The sequence below is a fragment of the Actinomycetota bacterium genome (assembly GCA_040757835.1).
GTDB lineage: Bacteria > Actinomycetota > Geothermincolia > Geothermincolales > RBG-13-55-18 > SURF-21.
Map to the genome: position 1 here is coordinate 311,354 of JBFLWJ010000001.1, position 21,281 is coordinate 332,634.

The 21,281-nt window shown below is 65.8% G+C and carries 17 protein-coding genes; all 17 read left to right on the forward strand.

From position 1 onward, the window contains the following. Nucleotides 1-173: 173 nt before the first annotated feature. Complete coding sequence (locus tag AB1384_01400) at nucleotides 174-1,199, forward strand: tRNA 4-thiouridine(8) synthase ThiI (protein MEW6552928.1); 1,026 nt, start codon at nucleotides 174-176, stop codon at nucleotides 1,197-1,199. A 220-nt stretch (nucleotides 1,200-1,419) separates the two neighbouring features. Further along, the gene (gene leuS / locus AB1384_01405) at nucleotides 1,420-3,897 is read left to right on the forward strand and encodes a leucine--tRNA ligase (GenBank protein ID MEW6552929.1); all 2,478 of its coding nucleotides are present in this window, start codon (nucleotides 1,420-1,422) and stop codon (nucleotides 3,895-3,897) included. A gap of 85 nt (nucleotides 3,898-3,982) precedes the next feature. Next, nucleotides 3,983-4,591 carry a helix-hairpin-helix domain-containing protein gene (locus AB1384_01410; GenBank protein ID MEW6552930.1) on the forward strand — a complete coding sequence of 203 codons (609 nt, stop codon included), beginning with the start codon at nucleotides 3,983-3,985 and terminating at the stop codon, nucleotides 4,589-4,591. Nucleotides 4,592-4,598: 7 nt separating this feature from the next. After that, nucleotides 4,599-6,869 carry a DNA internalization-related competence protein ComEC/Rec2 gene (locus AB1384_01415; protein ID MEW6552931.1) on the forward strand — a complete coding sequence of 757 codons (2,271 nt, stop codon included), beginning with the start codon at nucleotides 4,599-4,601 and terminating at the stop codon, nucleotides 6,867-6,869. 35 nt (nucleotides 6,870-6,904) lie between these two features. Beyond that, on the forward strand, nucleotides 6,905-7,924 hold the full coding sequence (gene holA, locus AB1384_01420; protein MEW6552932.1) for a DNA polymerase III subunit delta: 1,020 nt from the start codon (nucleotides 6,905-6,907) through the stop codon (nucleotides 7,922-7,924). 97 nt (nucleotides 7,925-8,021) lie between these two features. Further along, entirely contained in the window at nucleotides 8,022-9,059 is a 1,038-nt protein-coding gene (gene argC / locus AB1384_01425; protein MEW6552933.1) for an N-acetyl-gamma-glutamyl-phosphate reductase, read from the forward strand. A gap of 10 nt (nucleotides 9,060-9,069) precedes the next feature. Next, nucleotides 9,070-10,251 carry a bifunctional glutamate N-acetyltransferase/amino-acid acetyltransferase ArgJ gene (gene argJ / locus AB1384_01430; protein MEW6552934.1) on the forward strand — a complete coding sequence of 394 codons (1,182 nt, stop codon included), beginning with the start codon at nucleotides 9,070-9,072 and terminating at the stop codon, nucleotides 10,249-10,251. 45 nt (nucleotides 10,252-10,296) lie between these two features. Next, the gene (gene argB / locus AB1384_01435) at nucleotides 10,297-11,172 is read left to right on the forward strand and encodes an acetylglutamate kinase (GenBank protein MEW6552935.1); all 876 of its coding nucleotides are present in this window, start codon (nucleotides 10,297-10,299) and stop codon (nucleotides 11,170-11,172) included. A gap of 44 nt (nucleotides 11,173-11,216) precedes the next feature. Beyond that, nucleotides 11,217-12,431, forward strand: a complete 1,215-nt coding sequence (locus AB1384_01440; protein MEW6552936.1) for an acetylornithine transaminase — start codon at nucleotides 11,217-11,219, stop codon at nucleotides 12,429-12,431. A 14-nt stretch (nucleotides 12,432-12,445) separates the two neighbouring features. Further along, nucleotides 12,446-13,372: an ornithine carbamoyltransferase gene (argF, locus tag AB1384_01445; GenBank protein MEW6552937.1), complete on the forward strand. Its 927-nt coding sequence runs from the start codon at nucleotides 12,446-12,448 to the stop codon at nucleotides 13,370-13,372. A 15-nt stretch (nucleotides 13,373-13,387) separates the two neighbouring features. Beyond that, a complete protein-coding gene (argR, locus tag AB1384_01450) occupies nucleotides 13,388-13,843 on the forward strand; it encodes an arginine repressor (GenBank protein ID MEW6552938.1) in 456 nt (151 codons plus the stop codon). A gap of 83 nt (nucleotides 13,844-13,926) precedes the next feature. After that, nucleotides 13,927-15,126, forward strand: coding sequence for an argininosuccinate synthase (locus tag AB1384_01455; protein MEW6552939.1), 1,200 nt, complete (start codon nucleotides 13,927-13,929; stop codon nucleotides 15,124-15,126). A 22-nt stretch (nucleotides 15,127-15,148) separates the two neighbouring features. After that, the gene (argH, locus tag AB1384_01460; protein MEW6552940.1) at nucleotides 15,149-16,528 is read left to right on the forward strand and encodes an argininosuccinate lyase; all 1,380 of its coding nucleotides are present in this window, start codon (nucleotides 15,149-15,151) and stop codon (nucleotides 16,526-16,528) included. A gap of 71 nt (nucleotides 16,529-16,599) precedes the next feature. After that, nucleotides 16,600-18,339, forward strand: coding sequence for a DNA polymerase/3'-5' exonuclease PolX (gene polX, locus AB1384_01465; protein MEW6552941.1), 1,740 nt, complete (start codon nucleotides 16,600-16,602; stop codon nucleotides 18,337-18,339). A gap of 124 nt (nucleotides 18,340-18,463) precedes the next feature. Further along, complete coding sequence (locus AB1384_01470) at nucleotides 18,464-18,862, forward strand: hypothetical protein (GenBank protein ID MEW6552942.1); 399 nt, start codon at nucleotides 18,464-18,466, stop codon at nucleotides 18,860-18,862. 46 nt (nucleotides 18,863-18,908) lie between these two features. Further along, complete coding sequence (locus AB1384_01475; GenBank protein MEW6552943.1) at nucleotides 18,909-19,889, forward strand: NGG1p interacting factor NIF3; 981 nt, start codon at nucleotides 18,909-18,911, stop codon at nucleotides 19,887-19,889. A gap of 122 nt (nucleotides 19,890-20,011) precedes the next feature. Next, nucleotides 20,012-21,127, forward strand: coding sequence for a tetratricopeptide repeat protein (locus tag AB1384_01480; protein ID MEW6552944.1), 1,116 nt, complete (start codon nucleotides 20,012-20,014; stop codon nucleotides 21,125-21,127). The last annotated feature ends 154 nt before the right edge of the window (nucleotides 21,128-21,281 follow it).

The following is a 21,281-nucleotide window of genomic DNA, read 5'->3' on the forward strand; positions in this document are numbered from 1 at the left end:
CCGGATCCCGGGCTGGCGGGTTTTGTATAGGGCGACACCCGGGCGTGAGTTCATATCCAACGGCCTCCTCGATGCGCGTCTGTTCGCCCTCGCATGGATCGGGTCTCCCGAGTTGAGACGGTGAGTGGGTATACTAGCGGGGAGGAACAGGTACGTACCCCTGGAGCTGAAGTATGGCAGAAGGAAAAGAGACCGCCAGATCGGCTAGAAGGGCGATAGTCCTCTTCTCGGGCGGACTGGACTCGCTGCTGGCGTTGGAGCTGTTGCGGCGATGCGGCGTGGTTGTCCTGCCCATGACCTTCGTAACACCCTTCTTCGGCAGCGGGGCAGCCGAGAAGGCCGCGGTCCGTCTCGACCTGGGGTTGGAGGTCAGAGATATCACCGCGCGCCATCTCGAGGTGCTCAAGCATCCCCGCTACGGCTACGGCAGGAACATGAATCCCTGCATCGACTGTCACGCTCTCATGGTCCGGGTGGCCCTGGAACACCTCGGGGAACTGGAAGCGGACTTCGTGGCCACGGGCGAGGTGCTGGGGGAGAGGCCGAAGAGCCAGAACCGACAGGCCCTGGAGCTGGTGGCCAGGGCATCGGGGGCGGGGGACCTGTTGCTGCGCCCCCTTTCGGCCAGGCTCCTGCCCGAGACGTTACCCGAGCGGGAAGGATGGGTGGAACGCGCATGTCTCCTCGATCTCTCGGGGCGTTCCCGCCGCCGCCAGATGGACCTGGCACAGGAGTGGGGGATAGGGGAGTACGAGAGCCCGGCCGGGGGCTGCCTGCTCACCGACGCCTCCTTCAGCGCGCGCCTGCGCGAGCTCATGACCAGGGTGCCCGGGTTCGACGGCGCGGACGCCGCGGCCGTCAGGGAGGGGCGCGTCTTCTGGGCGGGGAGCACCCTCATCGTCCTGGGACGCAGGCACGAGGAGAACCTGCGACTGGTCGAGATCGCCCTGCCCACGGACCTGCTCCTGCGCGAGAAGGACGTCCCCGGGCCCACCGCGCTGGTGCGTGCCTATCCCCGCGGCGCCGCCCCCAACCGCAAGGAACTCAAGGAGGCCGCCCGTCTTCTGGGCATCTACGGAAAAAGGAAGAAGCCCCTGCAGGCACGGGAGGTGACGGAGGTGTTCCGGGAACCAGGCGGGAACGCTCACCGAGACGGTGATGGCGGTGCTCCTCCCCAGTCGGCGGATGCGGAGCTCTAGACTCATAACGACGGCGGCGGCACGGGCTATCCATTAACTTGATTAAGTTATATAACTGTAATATAATCACGGCGACCGTATGCGGAAACCGCAAGGGAGGGACGCATGCGACTTGCGCCGGGACGCATGCATAACTTACCTTTACGTAAAGGAGAGGAGAGCAAGGCGGCGCGGTGAAATAGCCGCTGCGCGGCGGTGAAAGCGGCCGAACAGGAATATAATGGAAGATAAATACGACTTCAAAGCCATCGAGGAGAAGTGGAGGCGACGCTGGGAGGAGGCGGGCCTTTACGCCACGCGTGAGGAACCGGGGAAGGAGAAGAAGTACGTCCTGGTCATGTTCCCCTATCCCTCCGGACCTGCCCATATCGGCCACGTGGCCAATTACAACCTTGGGGACGTGCTGGCGCGTTACCTGCGGCGCCGCGGTGTGAACGTGCTGCACCCCATGGGGTGGGACGGGTTCGGCCTGCCCGCCGAGAACGCCGCCATCCGCTCGGGGGTACACCCCGCCGAATATACACGCAACAACATCGCCCTGCTCAAAGAGGGACTGCAGCGCCTGGGCTACGCCTACGACTGGGACCGCGAGCTGGCGACCAACGCCCCCGAGTACTACCGCTGGACGCAGTGGCTCTTCCTCAGGTTCTACGAGAAAGGCCTGGCTTACAAGGCGGAGGCCAGGGCGAACTGGTGCCCTTCCTGCCGCACCGTACTCGCCAACGAGCAGGTGATAAACGGCCACTGCGAGCGCTGCGAGACCCTGGTGGTGCAGAAGGCGCTGAACCAGTGGTTCTTCCGCATCACGGATTACGCCGAGAGACTCCTCGCGGACATGGACGAGCTGGCAGGCTGGCCCGAGGGAGTGCTCACCATGCAGCGCAACTGGATCGGGCGATCAGAGGGGTGCGAGGTGGTCTTCCGCCTGGGGGAGACGGGCCGGGAGCTGCCCATCTTCACCACCCGCCCCGACACCCTGTGGGGGGTGACCTTCTTCCTGCTGGCTCCGGAACACCCCCTGGCCGACGAGCTGACCGCGGGCACGCCTTACGAGAAGGACCTGGCGGCCTTCCGGGAAAGGCTGCGCGGGGTCTCCGATATCGAGCGCACGGCCATGGAGACGGTGAAGGACGGCGTCTTCACGGGCGCCTACGCCGTGAACCCGGTGAACGGAGAGAGGGTGCCCATCTGGGCCGCCAACTTCGTGCTCATGGAGTACGGCACCGGGGCGGTGATGGCCGTGCCCGCCCATGACCAGCGGGACTTCGAGTTCGCGCGCTCCTACGGGCTTCCCATCCGGGTGGTTATCCAGCCGCCGGGGCAGGAGCTCGATCCCGACACCATGACCGAGGCCTACGAGGGACCCGGCACCATGGTCAACTCGCAACAGTTTGACGGCACCGACAGCGAGGTGGGCAAGCTGGAGGTGATACCCGATTACCTGGCGGAGAAAGGCTGGGGCCGCAGGACGGTCAACTACCGCCTGCGCGACTGGCTCATCTCGCGCCAGCGCTACTGGGGAGTGCCCATTCCCATCGTCTACTGCGATAAGTGCGGCATGCAGCCCGTCCCCGATGCCGACCTGCCGGTGCTGCTCCCCGAGGACGTGCAGTTCATCTTCGAGGGCCCCTCGCCCCTGGAGCGCTCCCAGGAGTTCCGCGAGGCCGTCTGCCCGGCCTGCGGCGGCGGTGCGGTGCGGGAGACCGATACCATGGACACCTTCGTCGATTCGTCATGGTACTACATCCGCTACGCCAGCCCGCGGGAGGAAAGCCGGCCCTTCGACCCCGAGGCGGTGAGCTACTGGCTGCCCGTGGACCAGTATATCGGAGGCATCGAGCACGCCATCATGCACCTGCTCTACTCGCGCTTCTTCACCAAGGTCCTGTTCGACCTGGGGCTGGTGGGGTTCGACGAGCCCTTCACCAACCTGCTCTGCCAGGGCATGGTGGTGATGGGGGGCGCCAAGATGAGCAAGTCCAAGGGCAACATCATCACCCCCGACCAGTTCTTCGACCTCTACGGCGCGGACACCCTGCGGCTGTTCATACTCTTCCTGGGCCCGCCCGAGGCGGACAAGGAGTGGAGCGAATCCGGGATAGATGGCGCACACCGCTTCCTCCACCGCGTGTGGCGGCTGGTTGACCGCTACCTGGGCATCCTCACCTTCAAGACCCAGCCGGTCCCGCGCGATTCCGAGGTGCTCCGCCGCCTCTCCTATCTCACCCACGCGACCATCAGAAAGGTGACGGGGGATATCGAGCGCTTCGCCTTCAATACGGCCATCGCGGCCATCATGGAGTTCACCAACGGGCTCTACAAGGCCATCGAGGAAGCACCCGACGCCTTCAATACCTACGAAGGCCACGAGGCCATAAGAAGCCTGATCCTCCTGCTCGCGCCCTTTGCCCCCTTCATCTGCGAGGAGCTGTGGGAGGAAGCGGGCGGGGAGTTCAGCGTGCATACCCAGCCCTGGCCGGAATACGACGAGGAGCTGGCACGCGCGGAGCGTGTCACCCTGGTGGTCCAGATAAACGGCAAGGTAAGGGAGCGCTTAGAGGTCGACGCCGACATCTCCCGCGAGGAGATGGAGTATGTTGCCATGAGCTCGGAGCGCATCAGCGCCCTGCTGCAGGACAAAGAGACCGTGAAGGTCATCGTGGTGCCGGGCAAACTGGTGAACATCGTGGCCCGCTGAGGACTGTCAATCACATCCAGGCCTTTTAAGGCCGCCCGAGGGTAGCCCGCGGCGCGTCGCTGCGGCGAACCCGCATCAGGAAGCCATGCTGGAAAGGTTCTCCGCATTCCTTGACAGGCTTATCGGCCTTCCCTACTGGCAGCTGGCGCTGCTCGCCGTGCTCGCGGCGGGGCTCGCCGTGGGAGGGTACTTCGTGCTGCGCCCCGCGCCCCGCCAGCTCGGTGAATTCCAGGCGGCCGCGGAGACGGCCGCGGACGATCCCTCGCCGGATGAGGGGGAGTTGACCGTCCACGTGGCGGGGGCGGTCGTCAACCCCGGCGTCGTCCTGCTGGCACCGGGCGACCGCGTAATGGATGCCGTCGCGGCGGCGGGAGGCCCCCTGCCCGAGGCGGACCTGGATGGCTTGAACCTCGCCCAGCCGGTACAGGACGGACAGAAGATAACGGTGCCGTGTCAGGGTGAGGCCGAGGCCACGCCCTCCCCGGGGAGCGGGGGCGAGAGCGGCAAGATCGATCTCAACACCGCGGGCCTCGAGGAGCTTGAGAAGCTCCCCGGCATCGGCCCTACTCTAGCCGAGCGCATCATCTCATACCGGGAGAAGAAAGGCGGATTCCGCAGTGTGGAGGAGCTGAAGCAGGTCTCGGGCATCGGCGACAAGAAGTTCGAGGAGATCCGCGACCTGGTGGAGATATGAGGCGGCAGTGAAGGACACCCTCGCGCGCAGCAGGTTGCTCGTCTATGCCGGAGCGGCCGCACTGGGGGGCGTACTCGGCAAGGGGGGCGGGGCTTCCTCGTTGTGCTCGCTCGCCCTGGCTGCGATCCTCTCCCTTGCCGTCATCTGCGCGCGCCGCCGCGGCTGGCGGGAGGCCTGGGCCCTGGTCTGCCTGCTCTTCTTCTGCGCCGGATTGTATATGGGCTATTCTTCCTACAGCGCCTGGCGCGGGCGGGGCGGGACCGCCGGCGAGGTCGTCCTCGTGGGCACGGTGGAGGTGGGATGCCGCGGGGAGCGTGGGGACATCATCGATCTCTTCCGGGTGGAAGAGGTGGCCTCCGGCGGTGTGGCCCGCGCCGGAGACCGCTACCTCATGCACCATGGCGGCGGGGACGGGGTATCGCCGCGGTGGGGAGACCGGCTGCTGGTAAAGGGAAACCTCTACATCTTCGATGGCGAGGGCGGAGGGGTTGGCGGCAGCCTCAGGGCAGATGAGATCACCCCGCTCTCCCATACCGGAAACCCCCTGTTACGGCTGGCCCTGACCTACCGCGAGGCCTTTCGCGCCAGCATGGAGGAGGTGGAAGACGAGACGGCGGCCGGGCTCCTGCAGGGGATGGTGCTTGGCGATTACCGTCTGCTCGGCGCACGCGATCTCAAGGCCTTCCGGCTTACCGGCCTCATACATCTCTGTGCGGCTTCGGGCATGAACCTGGCCATCCTGGCGGGTTTCGTGGTCTGGCTCGGGCGCAAGGCGCGTCTCTCCAGCAGGGCCATCCTGCTTCTGCAGGCGCCCATCCTCATCACCTATGCCCTGGCGGTGGGCCTCTCCGTTCCCATCATCAGGGCAACGGTTGTGGCCCTTACGGCGGTGACGGCACACCTTCTGGGCAGGGATTTCGATCTTCTTCCCGCCATGGGCGCGGCGGCTCTCCTGCTGCTCTGGGACGATCCCGGAGCCGCGGCCGGGGTGAGTTTTCAGCTCTGTTTCGCGGCGGCCCTGGGCATGGTCGTGCTCTACCGGCCGCTGCTCGAGCTGATGAGAGCGAAGAGGTCGAAGGTGCTCGCGCTGCTGGCGGCATCCCTCTCGGCCCAGCTGGCCGTGGCTCCGATCCTCCTCTACCATTTCGGCGAGGTGTCGCTCCTGGCGCCCCTGAGCAACCTCCTGGTGCTCCCCCTGGTGCCGCCGGTGATGGCCCTGGCCATGCTGTCCTCTCTGTTGGGGATGGCAGGACTGCCGCTGGCCGGGACGATCATGCAGGCGGCGGCCTGCATATCGCGGGCCATCCTGGCCGTGGCGCGCGCGCTGTCGTCTCCGGGCTGGGCGGTGCTGCGCGCCTTCCCATTCTCGCCGCTGTGGATGGCGGTTTATTACCCCGCCCTGGGTGCGGCGTTACTGGGGAAGGGCGGCCCGAGGCGCGCCGGGCGCGTGATCATGGCCTTGCTCATGGCCGCCGCCACGCTCATGGCCGTGGCGCCGCACCTGCGCCAATTGGGGGAGGCTACGGAGGCGCGCATCACTTTCATCGACGTGGGCCAGGGAGACGCCGCCCTTCTGCAGGCGCCCGCGGGGACCACGGTGCTGGTGGACGGGGGCATCTCGGAGAGGACGCTCATGGCTGATCTCAAGTCCCGCGGCGTGCATGCCATCGATGCCGTGGTGGTGAGCCACACCGACGCCGACCATATCGGAGGGCTGGAGGGAGCGCTCGAGGACTGCGAGGTGGGGATGCTGGTGCATCCGGACACCAGGAGCAGCGGCCAGGCGGGTAGGTTGCTCGCCCTGGCGGAGGAGATGGGGGTTGACGTACGCACCATGCGGGCTGGAGACCGCCTGGACCTCGGCGAGACGAGGCTCGTCGCCTGCTGGCCGCCGCAGGAGCTAGCCGAGGGGGCCTCGGTCAACGAGTATTCGCTGGTGCTGCGCGTGAGCGGCCCGGGTTATTCCCTCCTGCTCAGCGGCGATATCGGCGGAGAGGGCCAGGAGCTGATGCTGGAAGGAGAGGAAGAGATGGATTGCGATATCCTCAAGGTGCCCCACCACGGCGGTTTCAGCCCCCAGAACGAGGAGCTCTTCTCGCGTGTGGACCCCGAGATCGCCGTGGTCAGCGTCGGCGCGGACAATCCCTACGGCCACCCGGCGCGCGCCACCATAACCGCGCTGCAGCGCAGTGGGTGTGCCGTCTACCGTACAGATGAGCGCGGTGATATAGTAATCCGTGTGGTGCGGGGCGGCTACCGCGTCGAGTGCGAGAGGTGATGGCCGCGGCCCGCTTTCTCCGAAAGGACCCTGAGTTGAACCCACCCGGCAAAGGGACGGCCCTGCTGATCTATGGCAACCAGCGGCTGCTGGTCGAGGACGAGCTGAAGAAATACCTGGACAGGATCGTGCAACAAGAGGAGGAGGGCTTCAACCTCGACATCTTCACGGCCGGCTCCGACCCCCTGGACGATGCCCTGCAGGCCGCGGAGACGCTCCCGTTCGGTTCCGACAAGAGATACGTGGTGGTCAAGGACGCGGAGAGATTGAGCGCGGCCGAGGTGAAGAGGCTGGCCGGCTATCTCGAGGACCCCGCCGAGAGCGCCGTTGTCATCCTGGCGGCCGTGGACTTGAAATCCACGTCTTCGCTGGTGAAGGCGGTAGAAAAGGCGGGCAGGGTCCGTGAGGTCAGCAAGCGCAGGGACCAGATACCGGGATGGATACGCAGTCGCTTCAAGCAGAGGGGACTGCAGGTATCGGGCAAGGCCCTTGCCTACCTCCAGGAAGCCCTGGGGGACGACCTCATGGCCATCGAAGGCGCGGTGGAGAAGGTAAGCCTCTACCACGAGGGAGAAGAAGCGGTGGAACTGGACGACGTGGTCGCCCTGGTCACACCCTCGGCGGAGAAGTCCATCTTCGAGCTGGTTGACAGGGTGGCCCTGGGCGACGCCGACCAGGCCCTGAAACTGCTGCGGCGCCTGCTGCAGCAGGGCGAGCGGGCCACCTATATACTTAGCGCCCTGTCACGGCGGTTCCGCATGCTTATACTCTTCCGGGCGCTGCACGAGGAAGGCCGCCAGGACCGTGACATCGTCGACTACCTGAAGCTGCCGCAGAACCAGGCCTGGATGGTCGGAAAGAGGCTCAGGCCCCAGGCGGCGAGGTGGAGGGAAGAGGAGCTGCGCAAGGCGCTGGCGCTGCTGGTGAGGGTGGAGGCGGGCATCAAGACCGGGGAACTAGAGGAGGAGTTCGCGGTCGAGCTGGCGGTATCCGGGCTCTCCGGGCTGGCCGCCGGCAAGGCTCTCCCCGGGACGGCCTCGGCTACCGCCGTTTAGACCGCATAGCGCATCCCCCGGAAAAAAGCGGTTGACGTTTATACATAAATATGCAATATTATGCATAATATGCATATATAGAGACGGGGGAACAGTTATGAGAGCAGGGATAATCGGGGCTTCCGGATATACCGGGGCCGAGCTAATGCGCATACTGGATGGCCATCCCGAGGTGGAGGTCACCTATATCAGCGCCCACAGTTATGCGGGAGAACGGGTGACCGCGCTCTACCCCCACCTGCACAGCTATGCCGGCAGGGCCTTCCAGGCCTTCGATGTGGCGGAAGCCCTCGCCCAGGCCGACCTGTGCTTCGTCGCCCTGCCCCATGGCGAGGCCATGCAGGCCGTGGCCCGGCTACTGGAGGGCGGGGTGAAGGTGATCGACCTCTCCGCCGACCACCGCTTCAGCGATGCCGCCATCTACGAGAGCTGGTACGGCCTCGAGCATACCTCGCCGCAATTGCTGGCGGAGGCGGTCTACGGGCTGCCGGAGATAAACGGCGACCTCATACCGGCGGCCAGGCTGGTGGCCGTCCCGGGGTGCTACCCAACCGCCGCCATCCTGGCCCTGGCCCCGCTGGCGAAGGCGCACCTGGCGGGAGTGGACGGCGCGGTCATCGATGCCAAATCGGGCGTGTCCGGAGCGGGGCGCTCGCCGTCCCTGGCCACCCACTTCTCCCAGGCCGATGAGAGCATCAAGCCCTATAGCGTGGGCGTGCACCGCCATACCCCCGAGATGGAGATGGTCCTCTCCGGCCTCGCGGGCGAAGGCGTGGGGCTTAATTTCACCCCCCACCTGGCTCCCATGAGCCGGGGCATCCTGGCCACCTGCTACGCGAGGGTGGGCGAGGGCGTCTCGCTCTCCGAAGTGGAGGCTGTCTACGAGGGGTTCTATGCGCAGGCGGCTTTCGTGGTGCTGCTGGGAAGCGGCGTCTTCCCGGAGACCAAGGCGGTCTGCGGCAGCAACTACTGCCACATCGGCTGGCACCTGGACGAAGCGAAGGGTATGCTGACCGTGGTCTCGGCCATCGACAACCTGATGAAAGGGGCGTCCGGGCAGGCGGTGCAGTGCATGAACCTCATGCAGGGATGGAAAGAGGACAGCGGGCTGCATGCCCTGGGGATATTTCCGTAAGGAGGAGGAGATGGTAGAGAGCGTGCGGCCGGGAGGGATATGCGCGGCGCTGGGATTCACCGCCGCGGCCGCGGCCTGCGGGCTGAAGGCCACCGGGGAGCCCGATGTATGCATCATCAAGGCGGAGAAGAGGTGCGCAGCGGCAGCCACTTTCACCACCAATGCGTTCCGCGCAGCTCCCATCCTGGTGACCGGGGAGAACCTGGCTGCAGACAAGCACCTGCAGGCCGTGGTGGTCAACGCAGGCAACGCCAACGCCTGGACCGGCGAGCAGGGTTTGCTGGACGCGCGGGCCATGGCGGAACTCACCGCGCGCGCCACAGGCGTCGAACCAGGGGACGTGGCGGTGGCGTCGACGGGGGTCATCGGGCGCTACATGGACATGGCCAAGGTGGAAGCCGGGATCTCGGAGGCCGCGGCACGGCTGAGCGAGGACGGGTCGTCCGAGGCGGCGCGGGCCATCATGACCACCGACACCCACCCCAAGGAGACCTCCGTTTTCTGTGACGGTTTCGTAGTGGGGGGCATGGCCAAGGGTTCCGGCATGATCAGGCCGGACATGGCGACCATGCTGGCCTTCATCACCACGGACGCGGCGGTGGGACCCGAGGTACTGGCGCCTGCGCTGCGCTCTGCGGTGGACCGCAGCTTCAACCGCATAAGCATCGACGGCTGCACCAGCACAAACGACATGGTGCTGGTCATGGCCAGCGGGATGTCCGGGAAGCGTCCGGTAGGCGCGGAGATAGAGGAGCCGCTCCACCTTGTCTGCAGCGAGCTGGCCCGCGCCATCGTCGCCGACGGAGAGGGCGCCACGCGATTCGTGACCGTGCGCGCGCACGAGGCAGTGTCAGACGGGGAGGCGTGGCGCGCGGCCATGGCCATCGCGGAGTCCCCCCTGCTGAAGACGGCCGTCTTCGGGGGGGACCCCAACTGGGGCCGTGTCGTGCAGGCCCTGGGCCAGGCGGTGAAGGACGCTGACCCCTCAAAGGTGCGCGTCCTCATCGGCGGGATGCTGGCGGCCGAGGCGGGAGCGCCGTCGCGGGCAGGCGCGGCCGAGTTGGCGGGGGCGATGACCGGGCGTGAGGTCGCCATAGATGTCTTTCTGGGCAGGGGAGAGGGGGCGGCCGAGGTCTGGACTTGCGACTTCAGCTACGATTACGTGAAGATCAACGCCGAGTACAGCACGTAATCCCCAGCGGATCGCCGCTGCCGGGTGAGAAGAGGAGCGTAAGAGATGGAGAAGGCAAGGGAGAAGGCGAGGGTGCTCATGGAGGCCCTCCCCTACATCAAGGAGTATTACGGCAAGACGGTGGTTGTGAAGTTCGGCGGCAACGCCATGGAGAACGAAGAGTTGAAGGAGCGGTTCGCCTCCGACATCGTACTCATGCGCTACGTGGGCATGAACCCGGTGATCGTGCATGGCGGGGGGCCGCAGGTCACCCACTACATGGAGCGCCTCTCCCTCGAGGTGCGTTTCGTGGACGGCCACCGCGTCACCGACGCCGCCACCATGGAGGTGGCCAAGATGGTCCTGGTGGGCAAGGTCAACAAGGAGATCGTCTCGCTGATCAATGGGCACGGCACCCTGGCGGTGGGGCTTTCCGGCGAGGACGGCAACCTGATCAGGGCGCGCAAGCGCACCCACAGCGGCCGGGCCGGCGAGGAGGTGGACCTCGGCTTCGTCGGTGAGGTGGAGGCGGTGAACCCCGGCATCCTGAACAACCTCATCCGGGACGAGTTCATCCCCGTGGTGGCGAGCATCGGCGTGGATGGGTCCGGTCAGAGCTACAACATCAACGCCGACCTGGTGGCGGGCGCGCTGGCCGAAGCCCTCCGGGCGGATAAGCTCATCTACCTCACGGATGTGGACGGCATCTACCGGGACTTCGAGGACAAGACCAGCCTCATCCCGGAGCTGGGGATCGGCGAGGTCGAGGGCCTGATATCCAGCGGGGGCCTGGGGAGCGGCATGCTCCCCAAGATACAAGGGTGCATCGATGCGCTGAGGTCGGGGGTGAGGAGGGCGCATATCATCAACGGGACCATCGACCACGCCCTGCTGCTGGAGCTGTACACGGACGCCGGCATCGGGACCATGGTGCGGGCTTAAGGCGTTCGGGCGGCGCCACGGACGCAGAGCAAACGGAGGAGAAGATGGAATACGGCCTGGAGAAGGCGAAGAGCCAGGAAAAAGAGTTTCTCATGGAAAACTACAGCCGCTTGCCGGTGCTGTTCACCCACGGCCACGGCACGCGCCTGTGGGACGATGGCGGCAAGGAGTACGTGGATTTCGTCTCCGGCCTGGGCGCCTGCGTTGCCGGGCATTGCCACGCGGAGGTCATCGCCGCCGTGGCGCGGCAGGTATCGCAACTCGTCCACGTCACCAACCTCTTCTACACCCGCCCCCAGGGGGAGCTGGCCGAGATGCTGTGCGCGCAGACCTTCGCGGAGAAGGTCTTCTTCTGCAACAGTGGCACCGAGGCCAACGAGGCAGCCATAAAACTGGTGCGCAAGTACATGCGGGAGGTGAGGGGAGAGGACCGCTACAACGTGGTCTCCGCCCTCAAGTCGTTCCACGGCCGCACCTATGGCTCGCTGGCGGCGACGGGCCAACCGGACAAGGCGGAGCCCTTCTGCCCCATGCCCGCGGGCTTTGCCCACGTTCCTTTCAACGACCTCGCAGCGCTGCGGGAGGCGGTGGACGAGACGACCTGCGCCGTACTCCTGGAGCCCATACAGGGCGAGGGAGGGGTCTACGTCGGCGATGCCGCCTATCTCCAGGGAGCTCGCGAGCTATGCGGCGAGAAGGGCGTTTTGCTCGTCCTCGACGAGGTGCAGACGGGGATGGGCCGCACCGGCGCCCTCTTTTCCCACGAGCATTACGGCGTGGTCCCGGACGTGATGACGGCGGCCAAGGGGCTGGCGGGAGGGCTGCCCATCGGGGCCGTGCTGGCCAGCGCGGAGGTTGCGCGTGGATTCGTCCCCGGGGACCACGGCAGCACCTTCGGAGGAAACCCGGTGGTGTGCGCGGCCGCCCTGGCGGTGATGGGGGTGCTGCGCGACGAGGACCTCATAGGCAACGCGGCGAGGGTCGGCGGCTATTTCATGGACGGGCTGCTCGCGCTGCAACGCAGCACGGGGGCCATCAAGGAGGTCAGGGGGATGGGGCTGATGCTCGCGGCCGAACTGGAGGAGCCCACGGCCAAGGAGGTGGTGCTCTCCTGCCTGGAGAGGGGATACGTGGTCAACAACATCGGCGAGAGCATCCTGCGCTTCCTCCCGCCGCTGTCCATCTCCACCCGCGAGGTCGACGGGTTGCTGCAGGAGCTGGAAGGGCTGCTTAGGGCCCACCGGCAGGATAAGGAGTGAGTGGAGGTACGGCCATGGCGGATCTCAAGGGCAGGGATTTCCTCAGCGTACTGGACCTGGATACCAGGGAACTGTTCGCGGTGCTGGACGCCGCCGACGCTTTCAAGGTGTCCCTGCGGCAGGGCGCGGTGCGTCGGAGCCTAGGGGGAAAGATGGTGGCCCTCATCTTCCAGAAGCCGTCCACGCGCACGCGGGTGTCTTTCGAGGCGGCCGTGTCCCACCTCGGCGGCCACCCCCTGGTGTTGAACGCCTCCGAGCTGCAGCTCGGCAGGGGAGAGACGGTGGGGGACACGGGAAGGGTGCTCTCGCGCTACGTCGATGCCATGACCCTGCGCACTTTCAGCCACGCCGAGGTGGAGGAACTGGCACGGGCGGCGGACGTGCCGGTGATCAATGCCCTAACCGACCTCGAGCATCCCTGCCAGATCCTGGCCGACCTCATGACGGTGAGGGAGCACCTGGGAGAGCTGGCGGGGCTGAGCCTCACTTACCTGGGCGATGGCAACAACGTCGCCAACTCCCTGGCCCTGGGCTGCGCACTGGCGGGGATGCGGTTCACGGCCGCGTGTCCGGCGGGGTACGAACCGGACGGCACTATCATGGCCTACGCACGAGGGTTGGCCGGGAAGGACGGGGTCAGGGTGATGAACGACCCGGTGGAGGCGGTGGCGGGGTCACAGGTCCTGTATACCGACGTGTGGACCTCCATGGGACAGAAAGAGGACAGCAGAAAGAAGCGCGACCTGGAGCGGTTCCGCCTTGACGGGGAGATGCTGGCAGCCGCGGACCCGGAGGCGATAGTCATGCATTGCCTCCCCGCGCACCGCGGGGAGGAGATAACCGCCGAGGTCATGGACGGCCCCCGCTCGGTGGTGTGGGACCAGGCCGAGAACAGGCTGCATGCCCAGGCGGCCCTGCTGGACCTCCTGGCAGGGGGATAGCACGGAGGGGATGAAGTGGACAAGCGGCGGAGAAGGGATATCATCAGGGAGATGATAGAGACCGATCCCCCCGCCAGCCAGAAGGAGCTGGTGGCGCGGCTGACCGCGCGGGGCATCGAGACGGACCAGTCCACGGTCTCTCGGGACCTGAGGGAGATGGGGGCGGTGCGCCTGACGGTGGACGGCGGAGGCGCCGTCTACGGTTTTCCGGGAGAGAGGACCGTGATCAGCGGCGAAGAGGAGCTGCGGCGCGGGGCGAGGGATTACGTGATCAGCGTGGAGGCCAGCGGTAACATGGTCATCCTACGCACGGCGCCGGGAAACGCCCAGGCCATGGCCGCGATACTGGACAGGACGCGGCTGGCGGAGGTGGCGGGAACGGTGGCGGGCGACGATACCATCCTGGTGGTGGTGAGGGAGGGGCATGAGGCCGGGGTACTGGCCGGGCGCTTCCAGGAGATGGCGGGTTGAGGCCGGACCGGCAAGGTCCGGACGTGTGATGGTCGTGTACGGGACAGGCGTTGGCGGAGTAAGCGGGGAACAGGAGCGTGGAAATGGAGAAGTTGGTCGTCCTGGCCTACAGCGGGGGACTGGACACCTCGGTGGCCATCAGGTGGCTGGAGGAGAGATACGGGATGAAGGTGGTGGCGCTCGCCGCCAACCTGGGACAGCCCGGGGACATGGAGGCCATCCGCCTCAAGGCCCTACGGATAGGGGCGGTGGACTCGGTCGTGCTGGACCTGAGAGAGAGGTTCGCGGAGGAGTTCGTACTGCCCGCCCTGTGGGCAAACGCGCTCTACGAGGGGAAATACCCTCTGGCCACCTCGCTGGCGCGGCCACTCATCGCGGCGGTCATGGTGGAGGAGGCCAGGAAGCGTGGTGCCGAGGCCGTCGCCCACGGTTGCACCGGAAAGGGGAACGACCAGGTCCGCTTCGACCTAACCACCATGGCGTTGGGCCCTGACCTGAGCATCATCGCCCCCTTGCGGGAATGGAACATGTCTCGCGAGGACGAGATCGCCTACGCGGAGGAGCACGGTATCCCGGTGCCGGTGACGGTGGAAAGCCCATATTCCGTTGACGAGAACCTGTGGGGACGGAGCTGCGAGGCCGGGGTGCTCGAGGACCCCATGGTGGAGCCCCGCGAGGACGCTTACGAATGGACGGTGTCGCCCGCGGAAGCACCAGGGGACCCGCTGTATCTCGAAATAGAATTCGCCGAGGGGCGGCCGGTGGCCCTGGACGGCGAAGAGATAGGCCTTGTGGAGCTCATCGCCAGGGTCAACGAGCTGGGCGGGGCCCATGGCGTGGGCCGCATCGACATGGTGGAGAACCGGCTGGTCGGGATAAAATCACGGGAGATCTACGAGGCCCCCGCCGCCACCATACTCATCGAGGCCCACCGCGCCCTGGAGTCCCTGACCCTGACCAGGGAGACCATGCATTTCAAGCCGGTGCTGGAGGCGAAATTCGCCGAGCTGGTCTATTACGGCCTGTGGTACGATCCGCTCCGCGCCGCCCTCGTAGCGGCCATCGCTTCCACCCAGGAAAAGGTGAGCGGCGTGGCCAGGATCAAGCTGTTCAAGGGCAATTGCAGCGTGGTGGGCAGGCGGTCACCCTATTCGCTCTACGACTATTCACTGGCCACCTACGACCGCGCCGACGAGTTCAGCCACCGCTCCAGCGAGGGTTTCATAGGGCTGTGGGGGTTGCCGCTCAAAGTGTGGGGGATCAAGCAGGGCGGCGAAGGATGAGCGCGGAGACGGGGAGGAGAAGATGAGACTCTGGGGAGGAAGGTTCGAGAAAAAGACGGCGGGGCTGGTGCACGCCTTCACCTCGTCCCTGTCCTTCGACCGGCGCCTGGCGCCGTACGACATCGCGGTGAGCGAGGCCCACGCCCTCGCGCTGGAGGGATGCGGCGTGCTCTCGGCCGCCGAGCGGGAGAGCGTCGCCTCCGCCTTGCGGCAGATAAGGGAAGAGATGGAGGCGGGGGCCTTTGCCTTTGCCGACGAAGAGGACATCCACAGCGCCGTGGAGCGGGCGGTGGTGGAGAGGGTCGGCGAGGTGGGGGCCAAGCTGCGGGCGGGGCGCAGCCGCAACGACCAGGTCGCGGCGGACTTGCGCCTCTACCTCCTGGACGCATCGGCTCGCCTGGAGAAACGGCTGATGGAGTTGATGCATGCGGTCGTGAACCAGGCCGATGCGAACCTGGGCGCGATCATGCCCGGGTTCACCCACCTGCAGCCGGCCCAGCCGGTGTTGCTATCCCATCACCTGCTGGCCTACTTCGAGATGTTCAAGCGCGACGTCCTGAGGGTGCGGGAGGGTCGGGAACGCCTCGACTGCTGTCCCCTGGGAAGCGGGGCCCTTGCCGGGGTGACCTTCGCCCTGGACCGGCAGATGATCGCGGCCGAGCTCGGGTTCGCGGGCGTCAGCGCCAACTCCGTGGACGCGGTCTCCGACCGCGATTTCGTGGCCGACCACCTCTATGCGTGCGCCATGGCCGCAGTGCACCTCAGCCGGCTGGCGGAGGAACTCGTGCTCTGGACCTCGCCGGCCTTCGGTTTCGCGGCCCTGGATGAGGCCCACACAACCGGGTCGTCCATCATGCCCCAGAAGGCAAACCCGGACGTGGCGGAGCTGGTGCGGGGCAAGACGGGCAGGGTCGCGGGACATCTGGTGGCGATGATGATGGCCCTCAAGGGCCTCCCCCTCGCCTACAACCGCGACCTGCAGGAGGACAAGGAAGGGGTCTTCGACGCCACGGACCAGCTCGACTCCATGCTCGAGGTGACCGCCCGTGCCCTGGAGACGGCGTCCTTCGATCACGAGCGCATGCGCGAGGAGGCGTTGGTCGGCTTCACCAACGCCACCGACCTCGCCGACTACCTTGTGCGCAAGGGCGTCCCTTTCCTGCGGGCACACGAGTCGGTGGGCAGGCTGGTGCGGGTCTGCCTGGAGCGCGGCATCCGCCTCGAGGAGCTGCCGCTACAGGACTTCGCGGAGGTGGAGCCGCTCATCGGAGAGGACGTCTATGCGCATCTTTCCCTCGAGGCATGCGTACAGGCGCGCGACATCCCTGGCGGTACCGCCCCCGTCCAGGTCGAGAAGGCCCTCTCCGAAGCTCGCAATTGGTTGGGGGCCAGCGACGCGTAGCGCTGAGGCCGGCATTTCCCCACTTCCCGTTACCTGAGATAAACGTGGCTTTCGCGGATATACTAAATACCATGAAACACGATAGAGACGAACTCGCCGCCGCCTTTGAGGCCCTGGCCGAGCTGTCAGAGATCAAGGGAGAGGTGCGTTTCAAGGTCAACGCCTACCACCGCGCCGCCGAGGTGGTGAGGTCAAGCGGAGAGGAACTGCTGCAGCTGGACGAAGTGAAGGAGCTGCGTAAATATCCCGGTATCGGGGAGGGCATCGCCAAGAAGATCCTCGAGTTCAAGGAGAGTGGCACCATCGGCAAGCTGGAGGAACTGAAGGAGGAGGTGCCGGTAGAGCTGATATCCCTGCTGCAAGTCCCAAACCTGGGACCAAAGCGGGCCAAGCTCGTCTACGACGGGCTGGGGGTGCGCACCGTCGGCGAGCTGCGCCAGGCGGCGGAGGATCACCTGCTGGCCGGGCTGCCCGGCCTGGGCCCCAAGGCGGAGCAGAACATACTCGAGGGCATAGAGCACCTGCAGGCCACCTCGGGCAGGCTCCTGCTGCACCAGGCCTACGCCGCGCAGGAGGAGATAACGAAACTGATGCGGGAGAGGCTGCCGGGCATCACCATCACCCCGGCGGGAAGCCTGCGGCGCATGAAAGAGACCATCGGTGACATAGACCTCCTGGTCAGCTCGGAGGAGCCAGCGGCGGTCATGGAGGCCTTCTGCGACCTGCCCAACGTGGAGAAGGTGCTGCTGAGCGGGGACACCAAGAGCTCCGTCGTCACCCGCGGCGGCCTGCAGGTCGATCTGAGGGTGGTGCAGCCCGGCGAGTTCGGCGCGGCACTGCAGTACTTCACCGGCTCCCAGTCCCATAACGTGCGCGTGCGGGAGATCGCCAAGAAGAACGGCCTCAAGATAAACGAGTACGGCGTCTTCAGGGTAAGCGGCAACAAGCGCCTGGCGGGCGAGACGGAGGAGGGGGTCTACCGGGCCCTGGGCATGGCCACGCCGGCGCCTGAGATCAGGGAGAACCGCGGGGAGGTTGAGGCGGCCCTGGCCGGCACCCTGCCCCAACTCCTCGAGGGCGGCGATATCCTGGGGGACATGCATGCGCACACCGAGGCCAGCGACGGGATAGCCGCCCTGGAAGAGATGAGGAGGGCGGCGGAGGGACTGGGCTACCGCTACCTGGCCATAACCGACCACGCCGCGGGCCTCAAGGTGGCGGGAGGCCTGGATCGCGAGAAGCTCGAGAGGCAGGTGGAAGCGATCCGGGAGCTTAACCGTGCAGGAGGGTCGCCCGTGACCCTTCTCGCAGGGACGGAGCTCAACATCGGCAGTGACGGCGGGCTGGATTACGACGACTCCGTGCTGAGCCTCCTGGACGTGGTAGTCGCCTCCGTGCATGGCGGCTTCAAGCAGGACCGCGAGACAATCACCCGGCGCATCATATCCGCCATACACAATCCCCACGTGAAGGTGATAGCCCACCCCACGGGCAGGCTGATAGGGCAGCGCCCGCCGTACGACGTGGACCTCCGCGCGGTGATGTACGAGGCGCGCGACTCCGGGACCGCCCTGGAGCTGAATGCCTTCCCCGACCGTCTGGACCTCAGCGACGAACACCTGGCCGAGGCCAGGGAGCTGGGGGTGAAGATCGCCCTGGGCACGGACGCCCACCGCCCCGAGCACCTCGCCTTCATGATCTACGGTGTCGCCACGGCCAGGAGGGCCTGGTTGGGCATGGGCGACGTGCTCAACACCATGGACACGGGCGCGCTGCTGAAGTGGCTGTGGGAGGGGCGCGAGAGGGGTTGACGGGGCCGCTACCCCGGGGTTGTCAAAGTTCATATAATATGGCTAAGCCTTGTTAGCGCGGGCGGTCTTGCGGCAGGGATCACGGCGCGCTGAAGCGTGCCGGAGAAGCGTGGAAGGGGCAGGCATGGAGATAAGGCGGAATGAGATCATACCCCTGGGATACGGCAAGTACTATCGCTCAGACAAGATAGTCGGGCTGGAGCCCATCGAGGAGGAACGGGGCCCTGCACGACGCACCCACGTTTACGTGGAGGGCCGCGGCGAGCCGGTGGTGGCCTCGCGCACCGAGGAGGCGATCATCAAGGACCTGGCCATCTCGCAGGAGGAGTTCGAGGCCTCACTGGCCCTTGGCATGCTGGAGCGCATGATGCACGAGATGGAGAAGGTGGGACCTATCCTCAGGCGCTCCATCCGCGAGGAGACGGGGCTGGACATAGACGATCTCATCCTGCGCGTGAGGCGCCTGCTATCCCGTGAGGACGAGGGCGACGAATTCGACCAGGGCTCGCTCTTCACGTCCTGAGGCGCCGGTCCGCATATGAAGGACGTTTTCTTTAAGGAGGTTCGCATTGAAACTCGAGGAGATCCAGAAGCTGGCCGTGCAGATGGGCATGGAGAAGGACCCGCGCGGCAAGGCCGAGATAAAGCGCCTGATGGCGAAGAACCGGGAGAAGTACGATAAGCTGCCGGAGAAGGAGAAGCAGTACTTCGACGTCAGCGGTCTCGATAACCCCTTCCCGGATTCGCGCATCCTGGTAGGCGATCCCAAGACCGAGGTGAGATCGGTGCTGGTGGGCATAGATATGGAGGTCCCGGAGGTGCTCCTGGCCGACCGCCTGCGCGAGAAGGGCGAGGCGGTGGACCTGATCATCAGCCACCACCCCGAGGGGCAGGGCCTGATCAACCTGGACAAGGTCATGGCCCTGCAGGCGGACGAGTGGTACCGCCACGGCGTGCCCATCAACGTCGGTGAAGCCCTCATCGGCAAGCGCATGCAGGAGATATACCGTGCCTTCCTGCCCCGAAACGTCGAGCGCGCGCTGGACGTGGCCCGCCTGCTGGACATCCCGTTCATGAGCATGCATACCGTGGCCGACAACCAGGTCTACTCCTACCTCAGCGAGCTCTTCACCCGTAAGAAGCCGCACACGGTGGGGGACGTCATCGACCTGCTGTTGGAGATACCGGAGTACCAGGCCGCGGCCCGTACCCAGTCTGGTCCCGTGGCCATCGTGGGGGGCAGGGAGAACCGGGCGGGCAAGGTCATGGTGGACATGACCGGCGGCACGGAGGGTCCCCAGGAGATCCTGGAGAAGCTCGCTGCCGCGGGGGTCGGGACCATCGTGGCCATGCACTACTCCGAGAAGCACAAGGAAGAGGCGGAAAAGCAGAAGATCAATGTGGTCATCGCCGGGCATATCGTGTCCGATTCCCTGGGCATGAACCTAATCCTCGACCGCCTGGAGGAAAAGGGCGTGCGCATCCTGCCCGTCTCGGGCCTGGTGAGGGTCTCGCGCGCCACCAAGAAGGGGACGCGCGCCCGTAGCTGAGGGCCGGTCCCCTCCCGAGGGATGCAAGTCTTGCTTGAAAAAGAAGCCGGAATAGATTACAGGTAGATTGAGGCATAAGTCCGCCGGCGCAGGGACGCGCATAGGGCGGAGCGGAGGACTGGATGAGCGAGGGTTACCGACTTCTCGAGCAAGGGGAGCGCCTCCTTGCCGAGAACCGCATAGAGGAAGCCATAGAGCGTTTTCGCCGTTTTCTCGACGGCTACCCCGAGGATATCGAGGGGCAGTACCAGCTGGGGATCGCCCTGTATGAGAAGGGCGAGCTGGAGGAAGCCCTGCTGCGTTTCGAGCGGGTGAGGGCGCTCAATCCCGGCGACCCGCGGTCATACGACGGCATAGCCCTGGTGATGATGGAGAGGGGCGATTTCCAACAGGCCGTCAAGTATTACACCGAGGCCCTGGACAGGGACCCCGACAACATCGATCTCCTCAACGAGCTTGGCATCGCCTACCACGAGCTCGGAGACGAGGAGATGGCGCTGTCCATCTACGAGCAGGCCATGCAACTGGAGCCGAACTTCGGCTACCCCTACTACAACAAGGCCCGGCTGCTGGTCACCCACGGGCGTTACGACGAGGCCATCAGGAACCTGGAGACCGCCGTCAGCCTGTACAAAGGGGAGAGGGAGAAGCTCACCGACGTCCTTTTCGAGCTCGCCGGGGTTTACGAGGACATGCTCGACGACACCAAGGCCGTGGAGATATATGGTGAGATCCTCATGCTCGACCTGGACAACCTCGAGGCGCTGGTGAGCCTGGGCTCCATCCACCTGGACAACTGCGAGTACGAGAAGGCAGCGGCCTACTTCGACCGCGTCATCAAGCTCGACCCCGACAATGACGGCGCCTACCTGGAGAAGGGATACGCCCTGGGGTGCATGGGGGACGTGGAGACGGAGATCGAATACCTGGACAAATGCCTCGCCATCAACCCCGACAACAAGTACGCACTCAGCAACAAGGGAGCGGCGCTCATGGAGCAGGGCTTGCTCGACGAGGCGGAGGGCTTCTTCCGGCGCGCCATCGAGGTGGATCCCGCCTACTCCTGGCCTTACTACAACCTGGCCTGCCTCTGTGCCCTGCGGGGAGATAAGCAGGCTTGCATGGAACAGCTTAAAAAGGCACTCGACCTGGACCCGGCCTTGAAGGAAGACGCCCTGCGCGACGTCTGCCTGGAGAACCTGCGCGGCAGCGATACCTTCCGCGAGCTGCTGGAGTAAAGCGCCCCCTGACCGAGAAGCCTGGCCCGGCCCCTCATGCTGGCGCCGGATCCATGGAGAAACGGGCTCTCCGTTTGGGGGTCTTGTTTCTTGCATTCGTACGGCCCGGATCGGAGTAGCAGCCATTTATGGAATGCAACAAACAAGAAGCCTG

What these genes read in the sequence shown, in the direction of transcription:
- AB1384_01400 (MEW6552928.1), top strand. Translation starts at nt 174, where the DNA reads ATGGCAGAAGGAAAAGAGACCGCCAGATCGGCTAGAAGGGCGATAGTC.
- leuS (MEW6552929.1), top strand. Translation starts at nt 1,420, where the DNA reads ATGGAAGATAAATACGACTTCAAAGCCATCGAGGAGAAGTGGAGGCGA.
- AB1384_01410 (MEW6552930.1), top strand. Translation starts at nt 3,983, where the DNA reads ATGCTGGAAAGGTTCTCCGCATTCCTTGACAGGCTTATCGGCCTTCCC.
- argC (MEW6552933.1), top strand. Translation starts at nt 8,022, where the DNA reads ATGAGAGCAGGGATAATCGGGGCTTCCGGATATACCGGGGCCGAGCTA.
- argJ (MEW6552934.1), top strand. Translation starts at nt 9,070, where the DNA reads ATGGTAGAGAGCGTGCGGCCGGGAGGGATATGCGCGGCGCTGGGATTC.
- argB (MEW6552935.1), top strand. Translation starts at nt 10,297, where the DNA reads ATGGAGAAGGCAAGGGAGAAGGCGAGGGTGCTCATGGAGGCCCTCCCC.
- AB1384_01440 (MEW6552936.1), top strand. Translation starts at nt 11,217, where the DNA reads ATGGAATACGGCCTGGAGAAGGCGAAGAGCCAGGAAAAAGAGTTTCTC.
- argF (MEW6552937.1), top strand. Translation starts at nt 12,446, where the DNA reads ATGGCGGATCTCAAGGGCAGGGATTTCCTCAGCGTACTGGACCTGGAT.
- AB1384_01455 (MEW6552939.1), top strand. Translation starts at nt 13,927, where the DNA reads ATGGAGAAGTTGGTCGTCCTGGCCTACAGCGGGGGACTGGACACCTCG.
- argH (MEW6552940.1), top strand. Translation starts at nt 15,149, where the DNA reads ATGAGACTCTGGGGAGGAAGGTTCGAGAAAAAGACGGCGGGGCTGGTG.
- polX (MEW6552941.1), top strand. Translation starts at nt 16,600, where the DNA reads ATGAAACACGATAGAGACGAACTCGCCGCCGCCTTTGAGGCCCTGGCC.
- AB1384_01470 (MEW6552942.1), top strand. Translation starts at nt 18,464, where the DNA reads ATGGAGATAAGGCGGAATGAGATCATACCCCTGGGATACGGCAAGTAC.
- AB1384_01480 (MEW6552944.1), top strand. Translation starts at nt 20,012, where the DNA reads ATGAGCGAGGGTTACCGACTTCTCGAGCAAGGGGAGCGCCTCCTTGCC.